Origin of the sequence: Streptomyces sp. NPDC050145 (assembly GCF_044460245.1) — a bacterium.
In the GTDB taxonomy this organism is placed as follows: Bacteria; Actinomycetota; Actinomycetes; order Streptomycetales; family Streptomycetaceae; genus Streptomyces.
This window is the reverse complement of record NZ_JBITJS010000016.1, coordinates 141,873-159,512: the sequence shown is the minus strand read 5'-3', so window position 1 is coordinate 159,512 and position 17,640 is coordinate 141,873. Positions and strand designations below refer to the sequence as shown.

Annotated in this window: 16 protein-coding genes; 4 read left to right on the top strand and 12 right to left on the bottom strand. The window is 72.6% G+C overall.

The window, feature by feature from the left end; genetic code table 11:
- Window positions 1–2: 2 nt before the first annotated feature.
- Complete coding sequence (gene rimP / locus ACIBTU_RS29505) at window positions 3–512, bottom strand: ribosome maturation factor RimP (RefSeq protein ID WP_399129563.1); 510 nt, start codon at window positions 510–512, stop codon at window positions 3–5.
- Between the two features lie 199 nt (window positions 513–711).
- Between rimP and ACIBTU_RS29500 the strand changes: the two genes are divergently transcribed.
- Genes ACIBTU_RS29500 through ACIBTU_RS29490 form a run of 3 tightly spaced genes read left to right on the top strand, consistent with a single transcriptional unit; the run spans window position 712 to window position 2,627 of the window.
- On the top strand, window positions 712–1,215 hold the full coding sequence (locus ACIBTU_RS29500) for a hypothetical protein (RefSeq protein WP_399129561.1): 504 nt from the start codon (window positions 712–714) through the stop codon (window positions 1,213–1,215).
- 5 nt (window positions 1,216–1,220) lie between these two features.
- Window positions 1,221–1,697, top strand: coding sequence for a ferritin-like domain-containing protein (locus ACIBTU_RS29495; RefSeq protein WP_399129560.1), 477 nt, complete (start codon window positions 1,221–1,223; stop codon window positions 1,695–1,697).
- Window positions 1,698–1,724: 27 nt separating this feature from the next.
- Entirely contained in the window at window positions 1,725–2,627 is a 903-nt protein-coding gene (locus tag ACIBTU_RS29490) for an aminoglycoside phosphotransferase family protein (protein WP_399129559.1), read from the top strand.
- Window positions 2,628–2,630: 3 nt separating this feature from the next.
- Here the strand turns inward: ACIBTU_RS29490 and ACIBTU_RS29485 are convergent, their stop codons facing one another.
- From ACIBTU_RS29485 to ACIBTU_RS29445, 9 genes are all read right to left on the bottom strand, one after another.
- Window positions 2,631–3,110: a GNAT family N-acetyltransferase gene (locus ACIBTU_RS29485; protein WP_399129557.1), complete on the bottom strand. Its 480-nt coding sequence runs from the start codon at window positions 3,108–3,110 to the stop codon at window positions 2,631–2,633.
- A 260-nt stretch (window positions 3,111–3,370) separates the two neighbouring features.
- Window positions 3,371–5,074: a proline--tRNA ligase gene (locus ACIBTU_RS29480; protein WP_399129556.1), complete on the bottom strand. Its 1,704-nt coding sequence runs from the start codon at window positions 5,072–5,074 to the stop codon at window positions 3,371–3,373.
- Between the two features lie 71 nt (window positions 5,075–5,145).
- On the bottom strand, window positions 5,146–5,706 hold the full coding sequence (locus tag ACIBTU_RS29475) for a GNAT family N-acetyltransferase (protein WP_399129555.1): 561 nt from the start codon (window positions 5,704–5,706) through the stop codon (window positions 5,146–5,148).
- 29 nt (window positions 5,707–5,735) lie between these two features.
- Window positions 5,736–6,584: a GNAT family N-acetyltransferase gene (locus ACIBTU_RS29470; RefSeq protein WP_399129554.1), complete on the bottom strand. Its 849-nt coding sequence runs from the start codon at window positions 6,582–6,584 to the stop codon at window positions 5,736–5,738.
- Between the two features lie 341 nt (window positions 6,585–6,925).
- Window positions 6,926–8,083, bottom strand: coding sequence for a flavodoxin-dependent (E)-4-hydroxy-3-methylbut-2-enyl-diphosphate synthase (gene ispG / locus ACIBTU_RS29465; RefSeq protein ID WP_399129552.1), 1,158 nt, complete (start codon window positions 8,081–8,083; stop codon window positions 6,926–6,928).
- Window positions 8,084–8,231: 148 nt separating this feature from the next.
- Complete coding sequence (locus ACIBTU_RS29460) at window positions 8,232–9,533, bottom strand: M50 family metallopeptidase (RefSeq protein WP_399129551.1); 1,302 nt, start codon at window positions 9,531–9,533, stop codon at window positions 8,232–8,234.
- Window positions 9,530–10,798 (bottom strand): 1-deoxy-D-xylulose-5-phosphate reductoisomerase, encoded by a 1,269-nt coding sequence (gene dxr / locus ACIBTU_RS29455; protein ID WP_399129550.1) that lies wholly within the window; start codon window positions 10,796–10,798, stop codon window positions 9,530–9,532. Before dxr ends, ACIBTU_RS29460 begins: the two co-directional genes overlap by 4 nt.
- Before the next feature lie 64 nt (window positions 10,799–10,862).
- Window positions 10,863–12,785 (bottom strand): acyl-CoA dehydrogenase family protein, encoded by a 1,923-nt coding sequence (locus tag ACIBTU_RS29450; RefSeq protein WP_399129549.1) that lies wholly within the window; start codon window positions 12,783–12,785, stop codon window positions 10,863–10,865.
- A gap of 142 nt (window positions 12,786–12,927) precedes the next feature.
- On the bottom strand, window positions 12,928–13,332 hold the full coding sequence (locus ACIBTU_RS29445) for a hypothetical protein (RefSeq protein WP_384629535.1): 405 nt from the start codon (window positions 13,330–13,332) through the stop codon (window positions 12,928–12,930).
- Window positions 13,333–13,491: 159 nt separating this feature from the next.
- Between ACIBTU_RS29445 and ACIBTU_RS29440 the strand changes: the two genes are divergently transcribed.
- Window positions 13,492–14,160, top strand: coding sequence for a DUF5701 family protein (locus ACIBTU_RS29440; RefSeq protein WP_399129548.1), 669 nt, complete (start codon window positions 13,492–13,494; stop codon window positions 14,158–14,160).
- A 121-nt stretch (window positions 14,161–14,281) separates the two neighbouring features.
- On the opposite strand, the gene ACIBTU_RS29435 is transcribed toward ACIBTU_RS29440, so the two are convergent.
- Window positions 14,282–15,727 carry an aldehyde dehydrogenase family protein gene (locus tag ACIBTU_RS29435; RefSeq protein WP_399129547.1) on the bottom strand — a complete coding sequence of 482 codons (1,446 nt, stop codon included), beginning with the start codon at window positions 15,725–15,727 and terminating at the stop codon, window positions 14,282–14,284.
- Window positions 15,728–15,973: 246 nt separating this feature from the next.
- A complete protein-coding gene (locus ACIBTU_RS29430) occupies window positions 15,974–17,623 on the bottom strand; it encodes a PucR family transcriptional regulator (RefSeq protein ID WP_399129546.1) in 1,650 nt (549 codons plus the stop codon).
- Between the last annotated feature and the right edge of the window lie 17 nt (window positions 17,624–17,640).

Genomic DNA, 17,640 nt, shown 5'->3' with positions numbered 1-17,640 from the left:
GGCTACGCCTCCTCTTCGTTCTTGTCTTCGTTCGCGTTCTTGCGGTTGAACTCGACCTGGACCCGCGCCTTGGCGATGTCCGTGAAGCCGAGCCTGCGGGCGGTGGCCTTGCGGCCCTTCACGCCCGGGACCTCCAGGTCCAGACCCTCGTCGTCCACCTGGAGGATGCGCGCGGTGACTTCGCCGCCGTCGGTCAGCTGGAACTTCACGAGGCGGTCCGTCGCGCGGAGGTAGTGACGGTGCTCGGTCAGCGCGCGCTCGGCGCCGGGCGTGCCGACCTCGAGCTCGTACTCGCCGTCGCCCATCACGTCGGACTCGTCGAGCTTCGCCGAGAGCGCGCGGCTCACATCGGCGACGGCGTCCAGATCGGCGCCCTCCTCGGAGTCCACGACGACGCGCAGCACCCGCTTGCGTCCGACCGAGGCCACTTCGATCTCTTCGAGATCGAGCCCCTGTGAGCTGACGAGCGGTTCCAGTAGTTCCCGCAGCCTCTCGTTCTGGGTGGTGCTCATCCGGGTGACTCCTCGGCCGCGTGTGCTGTTGTGGTCGCTGACAATCCTTGCGCGTCAGGTCAAAGGGTATCCGGTCCAGGGGGGTGTTGCCGTCCACCGGGCGGGGGCCGAAGGTACGGTGATCTTCGGGTCACCCATCGCTCATACTGCCGAATCGTTTCCGGAGCTCTTTCCGGTCTTCCCGCCGAGGACGTCCGCCGTGCCGCTCATCCCCCTGGTCCCGCCCGGGCCACGCCGTAGGACCCTGCTCGCCTCGCTGGCCGGGGCGGGCGCCCTGCTGACCGCGTGCTCGGGCGGCGGTGACGGTGCCGAGGGCGGCAGCGGCGCCCCGTCCGTCTCGCAGGAGCGGCGGATGCGTACGCAGGCGGCGCGGGACAGCGCGGACCTGCTCGGGCGCTACGACGACGCCCTCACCGCCCGTCCGGGGCTCGCGGGGCGGCTCGGGCCGCTGCGGGGCGAGATCGAGCGGCACGCGCAGGCCTTCGGCGGGGCGGCGGTGCCGAGCCGGATGGCGGGCGCGCCCGCTCCGACGACGAGCCCGGTCGCCGAGGAGGACGTCCTCAAGGCGCTCGCGGCGGCCGAGCGCGAGCTGTCGGACCGGCGTCTCGCCGCGCTGGTGGACGCCCCGGCCGAGCTCGCGCGGCTGCTCGCCTCGGTGGCCGCGGCCGGCGCCGCGCACGCGTACCTGCTGACGGAAGGCTGACCGGCATGGCGGAGAACGACGAGCTGCTCGCGGCGGTGCAGGCCGCGCTGCGCGCCGAGCACGCGGCGGTGTACGGGTACGGGGTGGTCGGCGGCCGGATCCGCGAGGGCCGGCGCTCCGAGGCCCGCGCCGCGTACGACGTGCACCGGGCGCGCAGGGACGAACTGCGGCGCACGGTACGGGACTTGGGAGCGAAGCCGGAGGAGTCCGCCGGGGCGTACGCGCTGCCGTTCCCGGTGCCGGACTCGGCGGCCGCGGCCCGGCTGGCCGCGGACATCGAGGACAAGGTCGCGGGCGTGTACTCGGATCTCGTCCGGGCCGCGAGCGGGGACCGGCGCCGGGGTGCGGCCGATGCGCTGCGGGAGGCGGCGGTCCGTGCGGTGCGCTGGCGCGGCGGCAGCGTAGCCTTCCCTGGGCTCACCGAACGGGCCGCGGTGCCGTCCGCCTCGGCCTCCGGATCGTCGGTGGCACCCGGTACCTGAGCAGTCTTCGGAAGGGAATCCTCGCGCATGGCATTCGAACCGCCTTCGCGCCTTGTGAACGCGCTCGGCGAGGTGGCCGACGAGGGGGCGTCCGCGTGGCTCGCCCGGCTCGGCACCCTGCTGGAGGAGGCGGCGGCCCGGCGCGGGGTCGACGTCGAGCGGATCCATCTGCCCGGCGGCCGCAGCGGCCTGGTCGCCCATGTGCGCACCGCCGACGGCACCCCGGCCGTGCTGAAGCTGGCGCCCGAGCGGTTCCGGCCGGAGGCGGAGCGGGCCGCGCTGACGCACTGGGACGGCTTCGGCGCGGTGCGGCTCCTCGACCCGGGCCCGAGCGACGGCGCGCTGCTCCTGGAGCGGCTGCACCCCGAGGTCTCGGTCCGTACGCTGCCCGAGGCCAAGGCGCTCCTGGAGGCGGCGGGCACGCTGCGCCGGCTCTGGGTCGACCCGCCGGCGGGCCGCAACTGCGAGACGGTGCCCGAGCGCACGGGCCGGCAGGCCACTCTGATGCGGGCGACGGCCGACGGCTTCCCCGAGGTGGCGCCGCTGGTGGACGCGGCGCTGACGGCCCGGGACGAGCTGGTGGCGGCGCCGCCGGAGCTGCGGCTGCTGCACGGCACGTTCCGGCAGAGCAAGGTGCTCGCGGGTGAGCGGGTGCCGTGGCTGGCGATCGGTCCGGACCCGGTGGTCGGCGAGTGCGCCTTCGATCTGGCCCGTCTGGTGCGCGACCGGGTCGAGGACCTGATCGGCTCCCCGTCCGGCCCGGCGATCACCCGGCGCCGCGTGCGCAAGCTCGCCGAGTCCCTCGACGTGGACCAGGAGCGGCTGCGCGGCTGGACGCTGTTCCGTGCGGTGGAGTCCGGGGTGCGGGCGCTGCGCGTGGGCCGTCCCGGCGACGCGGAGAACCTGCTGGAGTTCGCGGGTTGGCTCTGACCGCTACAGCGTGCGGGCGTACTCGACGCAGGGGCGGCCCGAGCGGGTCGTGGTGCCGGTGGGGTGGAAGCCCGTGCGCAGGAGGACGGCGCGGGACGCCCGGTTCTCGGGTTCGGCCGCCGCGGTGACGCGGGTGAGGGCGTACTCCTCGCGGGCCAGGGTGAACAGGCGGCGGACGGCCGCGGTGGCGAGGCCCCTGCCCGTGGCGTGCTCGGCCATGCGGAAGCCCAGTTCGGCGCTGCCGTCGGCCGGGTCGTAGAGGTTGAAGCGGCCGATGATCTCGCCTTCGGCGGTGACCAGGACGTGCATGAGGGCCGTGCCCTCGGTCTGCTCCGCGAGGTTCGCGGCGTGGCGGGCCGCGAACTCCTCGAAGTAGGTGTCGCCGCGGTCGGGGACGCTCTGTGCGAAGAACGCGCGGTTGTCGCGCTCGAAGCTGAGCACGGCGTCCGCGTGGTCGGCTCGGAGGGGCTGCAGTTCGGGCATGGCGTGACCCTAGGCTCCGCCGAGCGGGTCCGTACACCGAATTGCCGCTTGCCGCGCGTCGACGACTGCTGCGCCGTTGTGGCTGGTCGCGCCCCGCGGCGGAGCCGCTGATGTCACCGCCCCGCGCCCCTGAGATGCACACCCTTCGGGTGGCATCTCCCCGATGAGGCGAAGCCTCATCAGGGGCGCGGGGAACTGCGCGACAAGCCCCCACCGGGCCGCGGTCCGGTACAAGACCGCTGTGGCCCGGGGGTCCGGGATCAGGCGGAGGTCAGGCGGGCTACCGCTTCCTCGACCGAGAGTTCCTCGCGCTCGCCGGTACGGCGGTCCTTGAGCTCGACGATGCCGTCGGCGCTGCGGCGGCCCGCGACCAGGATCTGCGGGATGCCGATGAGCTCGGAGTCGGTGAACTTGACGCCGGGCGAGATGCCGGGGCGGTCGTCGACCAGGACACGGACACCGGCGGCGGCCAGCTTGTCGGAGACCTCGAGGGCCAGCTCGGTCTGGAGCGCCTTGCCGGCGGCGACGACGTGGACGTCGGCCGGGGCGATCTCGGCGGGCCAGACCAGGCCCTTGTCGTCGGCGTGCTGCTCGGCGAGCGCGGCGACGGCGCGGGAGACGCCGATGCCGTAGGAGCCCATCGTGACGCGGACCGGCTTGCCGTTCTGGCCGAGGACGTCGAGCTGGAAGGCGTCGGCGTACTTGCGGCCGAGCTGGAAGATGTGGCCGATCTCGATGGCGCGGTCCAGCTTCAGGCCGGTGCCGCAGTTGGGGCAGGGGTCGCCTTCCTGGACGACCACGACGTCGACGTAGGCGTCGACCTCGAAGTCACGGCCCGCGACGACGTTCTTCGCGTGCACGCCGTCCTTGTTGGCACCGGTGATCCAGGAGGTGCCGGGGGCGACGCGGGGGTCGGCGAGGTACTGGACCTTCTCCAGGCCCTGCGGGCCGACGTAGCCGCGCACGAGGTCGGGGCGGTCGGTGAAGTCCTCGGCGGTGACGAGCTCGACGGTGGCCGGGGCGAAGTGGGCCTCGACCTTGTCCATGTCGACCTCGCGGTCGCCGGGGACGCCGACGGCGACGATCTCGCCGTCGACCTTCACGAGGAGGTTCTTGAGGGTGGCGGAGGCCTCGACGCCGAGGTGCGCGGCGAGCGTCTCGATCGTGGGGGTGTCCGGGGTGGGGATCTCCTCGAGGGCGGGCACGCCGGCCGCGTCCACGGCCTTCAGCTCGAAGGAGACGGCCTCGGTGTTCGCCGCGTACTCACAGTTCGGGCAGTCGGCGAAGGTGTCCTCGCCGGCCGCGGCCGGGGCGAGGAACTCCTCGGACTTGGAGCCGCCCATGGCGCCGGCGGTGGCGGCGCAGATGCGGTAGTCGAGGCCGAGTCGCTCGAAGATGCGCTGGTAGGCGGCGCGGTGCAGCGCGTAGGACTGGGCCAGGCCCTCGTCCTCCAGGTCGAAGGAGTAGGAGTCCTTCATCTGGAACTCGCGGCCGCGCAGGATGCCGGCGCGGGGGCGGGCCTCGTCGCGGTACTTGGTCTGGATCTGGTAGAGGATCACCGGCAGGTCCTTGTAGGACGTGCACTGGTCCTTGACCAGCTGGGTGAAGATCTCCTCGTGGGTCGGGCCGAGGAGGTAGTCGCCGCCCTTGCGGTCGTTGAGGCGGAACAGCTCGGCGCCGTACTCCTCCCAGCGGCCGGTCGCCTCGTAGGGCTCCTTGGGCAGCAGGGCGGGGAGCAGGACCTCCTGGGCGCCGATGGCGTCCATCTCCTCGCGGACGACGCGCTCGACGTTGGCGTAGACCTTGCGGCCGAGCGGCAGCCAGGACCAGACGCCGGCGGCGGTGCGGCGCACGTAACCGGCGCGGACGAGGAGCTTGTGGCTCAGCACCTCGGCGTCCGCCGGGTCGTCGCGCAGGGTCTTCACCATCAACCGGGACATGCGCTGGACCTGGACCTTGGCCATGATTTGTGACTCCTGCTGCGAAAGGGTGGTCCCTGGAGGTTAGCCGGGCCGCCGCCGCCGCCGGAAATCGGTTATGCGTTCCGCCGCAGCGGGAGGGGGGCGCCCATCACCGCGTACGGCTTCGGAGCGCTCGGGAAGACGACCTGCCGGGCGAGGTCCTCGTAGCCGAGCGAGCGGTACAGGCCCCGGGCCGGGCTCTCGTGGTCGATCGCGGAGAGGATCGAGCGGGGCTGGAGGGCGGTGTCGGTGATCGTGGTGATGAGGGTGCGGCCGATGCCGCGGTTCTGGTAGCCGGGGTGGACGTGCAGCTCGGTGATGACGAAGGAGTCGTCGAGCCAGTCCTCGGTGCCGCGGGCGCGCAGGTACGGCTCGACGACGGTGGACCACCAGTGCAGGCGGTCGTTGGGCATGCCGTAGACGAAGCCGACGAGGCGGCCGCTCTCGGTGGTCGCGCCGAGCGCGCGGGCGCCCGGGTACGTCATGTGTCGCAGCACGATCTGGCGGCGTACGGCGATCTCGTCGTCGCTGAGTCCGAAGGCATGGGCCTGGACGGCGAGGGCCTCGTCGACGCGGCTGCTCAGGTCGAGGTGGCCGATGGTGACGGTGTCGTCCGTGCGGTTCCGGTGCGGCATGCCCGGAGCGTACCCGGGGGGCCGTGCTCCTAGAACAGGACGCTCATGAACGCTCCGACCTCCTGGAATCCCACGCGGCGGTAGGCGGCGCGGGCCGGAGTGTTGAAGTCGTTCACGTAGAGGCTGACGACGGGGGCGACGTCGGCGAGCGCGTAGCGCAGGACGGCCGCCATGCCGGGGGCGGCGAGGCCGCGGCCGCGGTACTCGGGGGCGACCCAGACGCCCTGGATCTGGCAGGCGTCGGCGGTCGCGGCGCCGATCTCGGCCTTGAAGGCGACCTTGCCGTGCTCGTCGAGGCGGGCGAAGGAGCGGCCGGAGCCGACCAGTTCGGCGACCCGGGCCTGGTAGAGCAGTCCGCCGTCGCCGGCCAGCGGGGAGACGCCGACCTCCTCGGTGAACATGGCCACGCACGCGGGCATGATCGTGTCCATCTCGTCCTTGCGGACGCGGCGGACGTACGGGTCGGGGGCGATGTCGGCGGGCATCCGGTCGGTGACCATGAGCGGCTGGCGGGCGCGGACCTCGCGGGCCGGGCCCCAGCTGGGTTCGAGCAGCTGCCACAGGCGGGCGGTGGGCTCCGCCGGGCCCACGATGGAGGAGCAGCGGCGGCCGGCCCGGCGGGCGCGGTCGGCGAAGCCTCGTACGGCGCGGTCGGTGGCGCAGATCGGGACGAGGTTGGCGCCCGCGTAGCACAGGGACTGGAGCATGCCGTCCTCGTACCAGCCCCACATCTCGCCGCCGAGCCGCCAGGGGTCGAGGCCCGCGATGCGGACGCGGGCCGTCACGAAGGCGTTCGCGACGGGGTCGCGGTCGAGCACGGCGAGGGCGGCGTCCAGGTCACTCGGTTCGAGGACCCGGGTGGTGGTCTGGGTCAGCACGGGGCCTCATCTTGCTGGGGGTGCGGAGCGTCTCCGACTGTACCTCTGCGTTCGGCTCGGCGGGATCCGCCTTCTCGTCTGCCAGGTGCGCTCTCGTCGGCGGGTGCGGGCCGGTGGGGGCTGGTCGCGCCCCGCGGCGGAGCCGCTGATGGACACAGCCCCGCGCCCCTGAAATGCATGCCCTTCGGGCGCATTTCCCCGACGGGAAGCGCCCCTGAGTTGGCGCACGAAGTGCGCATCTCAGGGGCGCGGGGAACTGCGCGAGAAGCCCCACCGGGCCGCACCCGCCCGCGAGGTGGAACCCCGCAGACGCTCAGGCGGCCAGGTCGGCCCCAGCCGGGTCAGCCCGCGATGGCTACCGTCGGCTCGCCGGAGGCCACGCCGTCCTTCTCCATCTGCTCCGCGATCTTGAGGGCTTCCTCGATGAGGGTCTCCACGATCTTGGACTCGGGGACGGTCTTGATGACCTCGCCCTTGACGAAGATCTGGCCCTTGCCGTTGCCGGACGCGACGCCGAGGTCGGCCTCGCGGGCCTCGCCCGGCCCGTTCACGACGCAGCCCATGACGGCGACGCGGAGCGGGACCTCCATGCCGTCGAGGCCGGCCGTGACCTCCTCGGCGAGCTTGTAGACGTCGACCTGGGCGCGGCCGCAGGACGGGCAGGAGACGATCTCCAGGCGGCGGGGCTTCAGGTTCAGCGACTCCAGGATCTGGTTGCCCACCTTGATCTCCTCGACCGGCGGGGCCGACAGGGAGACGCGGATCGTGTCGCCGATGCCCTCGGAGAGCAGCGCGCCGAACGCGACGGCGGACTTGATCGTGCCCTGGAACGCGGGACCGGCCTCGGTGACGCCCAGGTGGAGGGGGTAGTCGCACTTCTCGGCGAGCAGCCGGTACGCGTTGACCATGACCACCGGGTCGTTGTGCTTGACCGAGATCTTGATGTCGCGGAAGCCGTGCTCCTCGAAGAGGGACGCCTCCCAGAGGGCGGACTCGACGAGCGCCTCGGGGGTGGCCTTGCCGTACTTCTGGAGCAGTCGGCGGTCCAGGGAGCCCGCGTTCACACCGATGCGGATCGGGGTGCGGTGGTCGTTAGCCGCCTGGGCGATCTCCTTGACCTTGTCGTCGAACTGCTTGATGTTGCCCGGGTTGACCCGGACCGCGGCGCAGCCGGCCTCGATGGCCGCGAAGACGTACTTCGGCTGGAAGTGGATGTCGGCGATCACGGGGATCTGCGACTTCTGGGCGATGATCGGCAGCGCGTCGGCGTCGTCCTGCGTGGGGCAGGCCACACGCACGATCTGGCAGCCGGACGCGGTGAGCTCGGCGATCTGCTGGAGGGTCGCGCCGATGTCGGACGTACGTGTCGTCGTCATCGACTGGACCGAGACCGGGGCGTCGCCGCCGACGGCCACGGTGCCGACCTGGATCTGCCGGCTCTTGCGCCGCTCGGCGAGCTTGGTCGGTACGTCCGGCATGCCGAGTGAAATCGCAGTCATCTGCTGTGCAACCCCAAGGTGTGGATCGAGTCCCAGGATTCCGAGATTACGTCACCGGCCGGGCCCCCAGCACATCGCGCCCCTTCACACCACCCAAAGGGGGACGCCCGGGCCCACAAGGGACCCGGGCGTCATGAACCATGCGTGATCAGGAGATCTTCACCGGATTGACGACGTCGGCGATCAGCACCAGGAGGGTGAAGCAGACGAAGATTCCGGCCACCACGTAGGCCACGGGCATGAGCTTCGCTACATCGAACGGGCCCGGGTCGGGCCGCCGGAAGACCTTCGCCACGTTCCTCCGCAGCGCCTCCCACAGGGCTCCGGCGATGTGCCCGCCGTCGAGCGGGAGCAGCGGCAGCATGTTGAAGAGGAACAGCGACAGGTTGAAGCCCGCGACCAGCATCAGCGACATGGCCAGCTTCTGCGTGGCGGGGATGTCGAGGGCGGCGATGTCACCGCCGACGCGGGCCGCGCCGACGACGCCCATCGGGGAGTCCTGCTCGCGCGGGCCGTCGCCGAACGCGGCGTCCCACAGGGCCGGGATCTTCGCGGGGAGGGCGACGATGGAGTCGGCGGCGTCGCCGACCCGGTCGCCCATCCAGCTCACGGAGTCGCCGAAGTCCTGGTGGACGACGCCGGTGGCGGCGGTGAAGCCGAGGAAGCCGGCCTTGACGTAGCCGTCGACGACCTGGCCGCTGGAGTCCTTCTTCGCGACCTGGTTGGTGGCGATCTTCGCGGTGAGCGTCTTCTGCTGTCCGTCGCGCTCGACGACGATCGGGACGGTCTTGCCGGCGCTCTTGCGGATCTCGTCGGACAGGGTGTTCCACTTGTCCGTCGTGACGCCGTTGAAGGACACGATCTTGTCCTTCGCCTGGAGGCCCGCGGCCTTGGCCGGGGAGGCGTCGTCGGTCTTCTTGCAGGTGTCGCGCTCGGCGCTGGCCTTGATGACGCAGGGCGAGACGGACTCGACCACGTTGGTCTGCTGGGTGATGCCGAAGCCCATGAGCACGACGAAGAACAGGGCGACCGCGAGGATCAGGTTCATGAACGGTCCGGCGAACATGACGATCACGCGCTTCCACGGCTTGCGCGTGTAGAAGAGCCGGGTCTCGTCGCCGGGCTGGACCTCCTCGAAGGCCGCCGCGCGGGCGTCCTCGACCATCGAGCGGAACGGGGAGGTCGAGCGGGCCTCGATCCTGCCGTCCTCGCCGGGCGGGAACATGCCGATCATGCGGATGTAGCCGCCGAGCGGGATGGCCTTGACGCCGTACTCGGTCTCGCCCTTCTTGCGCGACCAGAGGGTGGGGCCGAAGCCGACCATGTACTGGGGCACACGGATGCCGAAGAGCTTCGCCGTCGACAGGTGGCCCAGCTCGTGCCAGGCGATGGAGATGAGCAGGCCCACCACGAAGACGACAATGCCGAGGATCATCATCAAGGTCGTCATGCACGAGCCTCCGCGGCTGCCTGGTCCTGCGTCGTCAGTTCACGGGCCCGGGCGCGTGCCCAGGTCTCCGCATCGAGGACGTCCGCGACGGTCAGGGAAGTTCCCGTTCCGGGTGTTCCGTGTTCGTGGACGACCCGGGTGACGGTCTCCATGATCCCGTTGAACGGCAGGGCGCCCTTCAGGAAGGCGTCCACGCACTCCTCGTTGGCGGCATTGAACACCGCCGGGGCCGTGCCCGCGAGCTCCCCCACGTGCCGGGCGAGCCCGACGGACGGGAACGCGTCGGTGTCGAGCGGGTAGAACTCCCAGCTCGACGCCTTCGTCCAGTCGAACGCGGGGGCGGCGTCGGGGATCCGCTCGGGCCAGCCGAGGCCGATCGCGATGGGGCCGCGCATGTCGGGCGGGGTCGCCTGGAGGAGCGAGGAGCCGTCGACGAACTCGACCATGGAGTGGACGTAGGACTGGGGGTGGACGACGACCTCGATGCGGTCGAAGGGGATGTCGTAGAGGAGGTGCGCCTCGATGACCTCCAGGCCCTTGTTGACCAGCGTCGCCGAGTTGATCGTGATGACCGGGCCCATCGCCCAGGTGGGGTGCGCGAGGGCGTCCTCCACGGTGACGTGCGCGAGGTCGGCCTTGGTACGGCCGCGGAACGGGCCGCCGGAGGCGGTGACGACGAGCTTGCGGACGTCGGCGCGGGTGCCGGCGGCGAGGGCCTGGAAGAGGGCGGCGTGCTCGGAGTCGACCGGGATGATCTGGCCGGGCTTCGCGATCCGCTTGACGATCGGGCCGCCGACGATCAGCGACTCCTTGTTGGCGAGGGCGAGGGTGCGGCCCGCCTCCAGTGCGGCGAGGGTCGGCGCGAGGCCGATGGAGCCGGTGATGCCGTTGAGGACGGTGTGGCAGTCGCCGCGGCCCGCGATCTCGGTGGCGGCGTCCGGTCCGGCCAGGATCTCGGGCAGCGGCTCCCCGGGCCCGTACTGCGCGGCGAGTGCCTCGCGCAGCGCGGGCACGACGTCCTCGCGGGCCACGGCGACCGTGCGGACGCGCAGCCGGTGGGCCTGCTCGGCGAGCAGGGCGACGCGGCCGCCCGCGGCGCTGAGCGCGGTGACCCGGAACCGGTCCGGGTTGCGCAGCACGAGGTCGATCGCCTGCGTGCCGATCGACCCCGTCGAACCGAGGACGACGATGTCGCGGGGTCCGTCGGCGGGTGCGGGGTCGAAGACGAGGTGAGGGTCCGCGAGGGGCGAGGGGCTGTCGGTCATTCCCCCATTCTTGCGCGCGCCGCCTGTGACTCCGACAGGGCGCCCCGTCTTGTCGGACTGTCGGTCAGGGGATGCGCCGGTGGAGGTTCTCCCGCTTGCTCGGTCCTGGTGTGGCGTCGGCGATCCAGGGGCCGTCGCCGCTCGGGTCGACGACGCCCTCCTCCAGCCAGGTGTAGGCGCCGTCCAGGGTGGCCCTGACGACCTTGCGGTCGTGGTCGTCGGTGTTGGTCCACAGGCGGGCGAAGAGTTCGTCGACGCGGATACGGGCCTGGCGGCAGAAGGCGTCGGCGAGCTGGTGGGCCTCGCGGCCGTGCGGGCCCGTGGTGCGCAGGTGTTCGGCGCGGACGCAGGCCGCGCTCATGGCGAAGAGTTCGGCGCCGATGTCGACGATCCGGCCGAGGAAGCCCTGTTTGGTCTCCATGCGGCCCTGCCAGCGGGACATGGCGTAGAAGGTGGAGCGGGCGAGCTTGCGCGCGGACCGTTCCACGTACCGCAGGTGGGTCGCGAGGTCGCCGAACTCGGCGTAGGCGTTGGGGAGTTGGCCCGGTCCGGCGACGAGTTTGGGCAGCCAGCGGGCGTAGAAGCCGCCGGCCTTGGCGCCCGCCTTGGCCTTGTCGGTGAGGGAGGTGTCGGGGTCGATGAGGTCGCCGGCGACGGAGAGGTGGGCGTCGACGGCCTCGCGGGCGATGAGCAGGTGCATGATCTCGGTGGAGCCCTCGAAGATGCGGTTGATGCGCAGGTCGCGCAGGAGCTGCTCGGCGGGGACGGCCCGTTCGCCGCGGGCGGCGAGGGACTCGGCGGTCTCGAAGCCGCGGCCGCCGCGGATCTGGACGAGTTCGTCGGCCATCCGCCAGGCGGCCTCGGAGCCGTAGAGCTTGGCGAGGGCGGCCTCGATGCGGATGTCGTTGCGGTTCTCGTCGGCCATCTGGGAGGAGAGGTCGAGGACGGCCTCGAGGGCGAAGGTCGTGGCGGCGATGTAGCTGATCTTCGCGCCGACGGCCTCGTGGAGGGCGACGGGCCGGCCCCACTGTTCGCGGACCGCGGACCATTCGCGGGCGATCTTCAGGCACCACTTTCCGGCGCCCACGCACATGGCGGGCAGCGAGAGCCGGCCCGTGTTGAGCGTGGTCAGGGCGATCTTGAGGCCCGCGCCCTCGGGGCCGATGCGCTGGCCGGCGGGGACGCGGACCCGGTGGAAGCGGGTGACGCCGTTCTCGATGCCGCGCAGGCCCATGAAGGCGTTGCGGTTCTCGACGGTGATGCCCTCGGAGCCGGCCTCGACGACGAACGCGGTGATGCCGCCCTTGTGGCCCTCGGAGGCCGGGACGCGGGCCATGACGACGAGGAGGTCGGCGACGACGCCGTTCGTGGTCCACAGCTTCACGCCGTCGAGGACGTAGTCGTCGCCGTCGGGGACGGCGCTGGTGGCGAGCCGGGCCGGGTCCGAGCCGACGTCGGGCTCGGTGAGCAGGAAGGCGCTGATGTCGGTGCGGGCGCAGCGCGGCAGGTAGCGCTCCTTCTGCTCCTGGGTGCCGAAGGTCTTCACCGGCTGCGGGACGCCGATGGACTGGTGCGCGGAGAGGAGGGCGCCGATCGCGGGGGACACGGAGCCGACGAGGGCGAGCGCCTTGTTGTAGTGGACCTGGGTGAGGCCGAGGCCGCCGTACTCGGGGTCGATCTTCATGCCGAGCGCGCCGAGCCGTTTGAGCCCGTCGACGGTCTCGTCGGGGATGCGGGCGTCGCGTTCGATGCGGGCCGGGTCGACCTCGGTCTCGCAGAAGGCGCGCAGTTCGGCGAGGAACGCCTCGCCGCGCCGCACGTCCTCGTCGGCGGGCACCGGGTGCGGGTGGATGAGGTCGAGGCGGAACCGGCCGAGGAACAGCTCCTTGGCGAAGCTGGGTTTGCGCCAGCCCTGCTCGCGGGCGGCCTCGGCGACCTGCCGGGCCTCGCGCTCGGAGACCTTGGGCCGGTCGGTGGATGCGGTCATGCGGAGCTCACCTCGCCGCTCGTCGGGGGCTTGTGGCTACTCGACCGTAGTACCCGATTTCCGGTGCTTCGGAAAGACGGCGGGTCGGGTGCGGGCCCCGTCGGCGGGGCGGGCGCGGCTCCTCAGGACGCCTCGGTACGCCCTACTTCCACTCGTAGAGCTTGGCGGTGGCCTTGCCGTCGGCCTCCACGCGGAACTCGAAGACGCCGGCGACGGTGTTGAGCCGTTCGAACTTCGCGGCGGCGGTCTCGAAGAAGATCGCGCCGCGCCATTCGACCGCGCCACCGTCGACGAAGCGGCCCACCCCGGAGCCGTGCCAGGTGACGGTCTCGCCGTCCTTGGTCATGTTGAAGCCCTGTCCTTCGCCCCAGAGGGTGCCGTCGGGGCGCAGGACCGACTCGTACGTGCCGGTGTCCTGGATCTCGACCCCGAGAAGGGTGCCGCTCGCCTGGAAGGACGCCTCGGTGACGGGGTGGCCGCCGTCCGTGGACAGCACCCGCATCCCTGTCGTCTGCCCCTGTTCCTCACCTATCGTCTCGCCGAGCATGACGGGACTCCTCTCCGACTCCGCGGATGGTTCCCCCTGCTCCCGGCCTACGCCGGATGGGTGACGCCGTCAACCGGAGCGCCCAGGTGGGGAACCTTCGGGCGCGGGCCCGCGTTCACCCCGGCGTCCGCGCTCCGTACCGCACGTCAGGGGAACACCGTGCCCGAAACCGATGCCACCGACAGGGCCACGACCGTGACCGCTCTCCCGCCGCTCGCCGTGCAGGCCGAGCGACTGATCGAACTCGGCGTGCACGAGCTCGCGGGGATCCCCGCGGACGAACTGCGCGCCTTCGCCGGGAGTGCCGCGGCCGCCCCCGGGGGCGGCGTCCTGCTCGCCGTCCACCCGGACCGCGTTCCCGCCTCGGCCCTCGCCCCGCTGCTGCGCCGCGAGGACAAGCCGGGCTTCGTCGTCGTCGACATGACGGACGTGGACGACTTCGCGCCGGGCGAGGCCGTCGGTCTGCCCGACACCCCGCTGTACCTGGTCACCGGGGTGGACCGGGGTGACCGCATGTCCAACTGGAGTCCGGAGGAGGCGCTGCCCGCGCTCACGGAGGAGGACCGTACGCCGCTGGTGCTCAGCGAGGGCATCCACTGGGTGCTCCAGCAGCCGGAGGTCCTGGAGCGCAACCAGTGCTTCATGACCATCGGCTCCCGGCTGCGCAAGCCGAACGGCGCCCTGGACGCCCGTACGCCGGCGATCTGGATCAGCAACGGCACGGGCCGGGACGGGCGCGAGCGGCGCGGCGCCCCGAAGGTCGGCTGGTGCTGGTGGGGCAACCGGCACACCTGGCTCGGCTTCGGCTCGGCCACGGGCCGGCGGTAGCCGCCCGCGGCGAGGGCGGCCCCGGAACGCGAGGACGGCCGAAGCCCCCGCACAGTGGGCTCCGGCCGTCGGTCTCGGTCCGTCCGGGCGCACGCGTCGGCGTGGGCCCTGACGGGCTGTTCTAGAGCGCGAGGCCCGTCAGGACCAGGACGCGCTCGTAGGTGTAGTCGTCCATCGCGTACTTGACGCCCTCGCGGCCGACGCCGGACTTCTTGGCGCCGCCGTACGGCATCTGGTCGGCCCGGTAGGACGGGACGTCGCCGATGATCACGCCGCCGACCTCGAGGGCGCGGTGGGCGCGGAACGCGGTCTGCAGGTCGTGGGTGAAGACACCGGCCTGGAGGCCGAAGTCCGAGTCGTTGACCGCGGCGAACGCCTCGGCCTCGCCGTCGACCTTGGTGACCGTGAGGACCGGGCCGAAGACCTCGGCGCGGGCCAGGGTGACGTCGGCGGGCAGCTCGGTGAGGACGGTCGGGGCGTACGAGGCGCCCTCGCGCTTGCCGCCGGCGAGCAGCTGGGCGCCGGCCGCGACGGCCTCGTCGACCCAGGACTCGACGCGCTTGGCGGCGTTCTCGTCGACGAGCGGGCCGACGTCCGTGGCATCGTCGGCCGGGTCACCGGTGACCTGGGCCTCGACGGCCGCGACGATCTTCGGCAGCAGCCGGTCGTACACGGTGGCGTCGGCGATGACGCGCTGCACGGAGATGCAGGACTGGCCGCCCTGGTAGTTGGAGAAGGTGGCGATACGGGTCGCCGCCCAGTCCAGGTCCTCCTCGGAGGCCCAGTCGCCGAGGACGACGGCCGCGGCGTTGCCGCCGAGCTCCAGGGTGCAGTGCTTGTGCGGCACGGACTCCTGGATGGCGAAGCCGACCTTGTCGGAGCCGGTGAAGGAGATGACCGGGAGGCGCTCGTCCTGGACGAGGGCGGGCATCCGGTCGTTCGGCACGGTCAGCACGGACCAGGAGCCGGCCGGCAGCTCGGTCTCGGCCAGGATCTCGCCCAGGACGAGGGAGGAGATCGGGGTGGACGGGGCCGGCTTGAGGATGATGGGGGCGCCGACGGCGATGGCCGGGGCGACCTTGTGGGCGCTCAGGTTCAGCGGGAAGTTGAACGGCGCGATGCCCAGAACGACGCCCTTGGGGATGCGGCGGGTGAGCGCGAGGCGGCCGACGCCGCCACCGTCGGTGTCCAGGCGCTGGGCCTCGCCGCTGTTGAAGCGGCGGGCCTCCTCGGCGGCCCAGCGGAACACGGAGACGGCGCGGCCGACCTCGCCGCGGGCCCACTTGATCGGCTTGCCGTTCTCGGCGGAGATCAGCTGGGCGAGCTCCTCCGTGCGCTCGGCGAGGCGCTTCGCGACGTGGTCCAGGGCGGTGGCACGGACGTGGGCCGGGGTGGCGGCGAACTCGTCCACGACGGCGTGGGCGGCGGCGACGGCCTCTTCGACCTGGGCCTCGGTGGCGATGGAGACGGTGCCCACGACGCGGTTGTCGTAGGAGTTGGTGACGTCGAACGTCTCGGTGCCGGTGGCCTGGCGGCCGGCGAGCCAGAAGGCGTGGGTGGCGGTCATGGGTCGTGTACCGGCCTTTCCGTGAACGGGGGTGTTGTGCCCACGGTAGGGCTCCGCCGGGCGGGATCTTGTTGGCCGGGGTGGAGTGTGCGGGTTTTCCCGTTCGACGGAATGGCGAACGCGCCGTGGGTTGTTCCCGTGCGTCGGCCGCTGCGGGTGCGTCGTGGCTGGTCGCGCAGTTCCCCGCGCCCCTGAAATGCAGACCCTTCGGGTCGCATTTCCCCGATGAGGCGCAGCCTCCCCCGCCTACGAACCCGTTGCCTTCAGGGCCAGCCACAGCTCCATGCGGACGTCCGGGTCGTCGAGGGAGCGGCCGAGGATCTCCTCGACGCGGCGCATGCGGTAGCGCAGGGTGTGGCGGTGGACGCCCAGATCGGCGGCCGCCGCGTCCCACTGCCCGTGCCGGGACAGCCAGGCCCGCAGCGAGGCCACGAGGTCACCGCGGCCCGTCGCGTCGTGGTCGCGCAGGGCACGCAGGAGCCCGTCCGCGAACGCGAGCACCGCGTCGTCCGCGAGCAGCGGCAGCACGGACCCGGCGACGACGTCCTCGTGCTCGACGAGGATGCGGCCGCGCCGGCGCGCGACGGACAGCGCCTGTTCGGCCTGCTTGAAGGCGCCGGCGGCGGCGATCGGCCCGGACGGCGCGGAGAAGCCGATCACGGGCTCGTCCCCCGTCGCGCCCTCGGCGCGGGCCGCCTCGGCCCGCATCGCCTCCAGCGCCTCCGCGTACCGCACACAGGCCTCGACGGCCGCGCCCCCGTCGGCGGCGAGCAGCACGAGCCGGCCGCCGTCCGGCACGACGAGCACCGCCTCGCCGGCCCGCGCGGCGGCGGACTCCACGATGTCGGAGAGCGCGGAGAGGGGGTCCTCGCCCGCGCCGGTGACAGCTTCCGCGAGGAGTACGGCCGTGCCCGCCGGGGTGTCGCCGCTCGCCGCGACCCCGGTGGGCGGCGGCGCGACGGCCTCGGCGAGCACCATGCGGAACGGCGCGTCGAGCAGCGCCCCGTACAGGCCGCCGGCGACGGCCCGCGCGTGGTCGGGTTCGCCCGCGAGCAGCATCCGGAGCACGGCGGAGCCGATGCGCTGTTCGGCGGCGTGCAGGGCGCGGGAGCGTTCGGTGGTGAGGGTGAGGAGGGCGATCGCGGAGTGCAGGGCGTAGCGCTCGGCGGTGCCGAGGGTGGCGGCGGTGCCGACGGCGAGCGCGGCGCGCGGGCCGCGTCCGGTGCCGATGGAGTGCAGCTCGATGCGGTCGTCGGTGCCGGACGCGACGACGGCGCTGGCGGGCGCGGGCCGCTCCCGCAGCCGTTCCACGTCGGGGGTGAGCCGGGCGGCGCGGCGGCCGGCCCACTCGGGAGCGGCGGCGACGACGGCGCCGGACGCGTCGTAGAGGGCGGCCCAGCCGTCGACTTGGGCGGCGAGCACGGTGAGGAGGCCTTCGGGGCCTTCGCTCAGGGCCTGCTTGGTCAGTTCGCGCTGGGCGGCGAAGCCGGAGGTGACGGCGCGGTACTGGTCGGCGGCGATGGCCGCGGAGACGGCCTTGCTGATGGCGATGAACGGGGTGCGGGGCGGGACCGCGAGGAGGGGCAGGCCCTCGCTCCGGGCGGCGTCGACGAGGGCCTGCGGCACGTCGTCGTAGTTGACGCCGACCGCGAAGCCGAGGCCGACGACGCCGGCGCCGACGAGCCGCTTCACGTACCGCCGCATCGCCTCGGGGTCCTCGGCGTCCAGCTTGAGGGCGGTGATCAGCAGCAGCTCGCCGCCCTCCATGTAGGGGACGGGGTCGGCGAGCTCGCTGACGTGGGCCCAGCGGACGGGCGTGTCCAGGCGTTCCTCGCCCGCGCGCACGGTGAGCTTGAGCGCCGAGTGGTGGACGAGCGAGGCGAGCGTGGGCGGCATGAGGCCTTCAGGTGTGC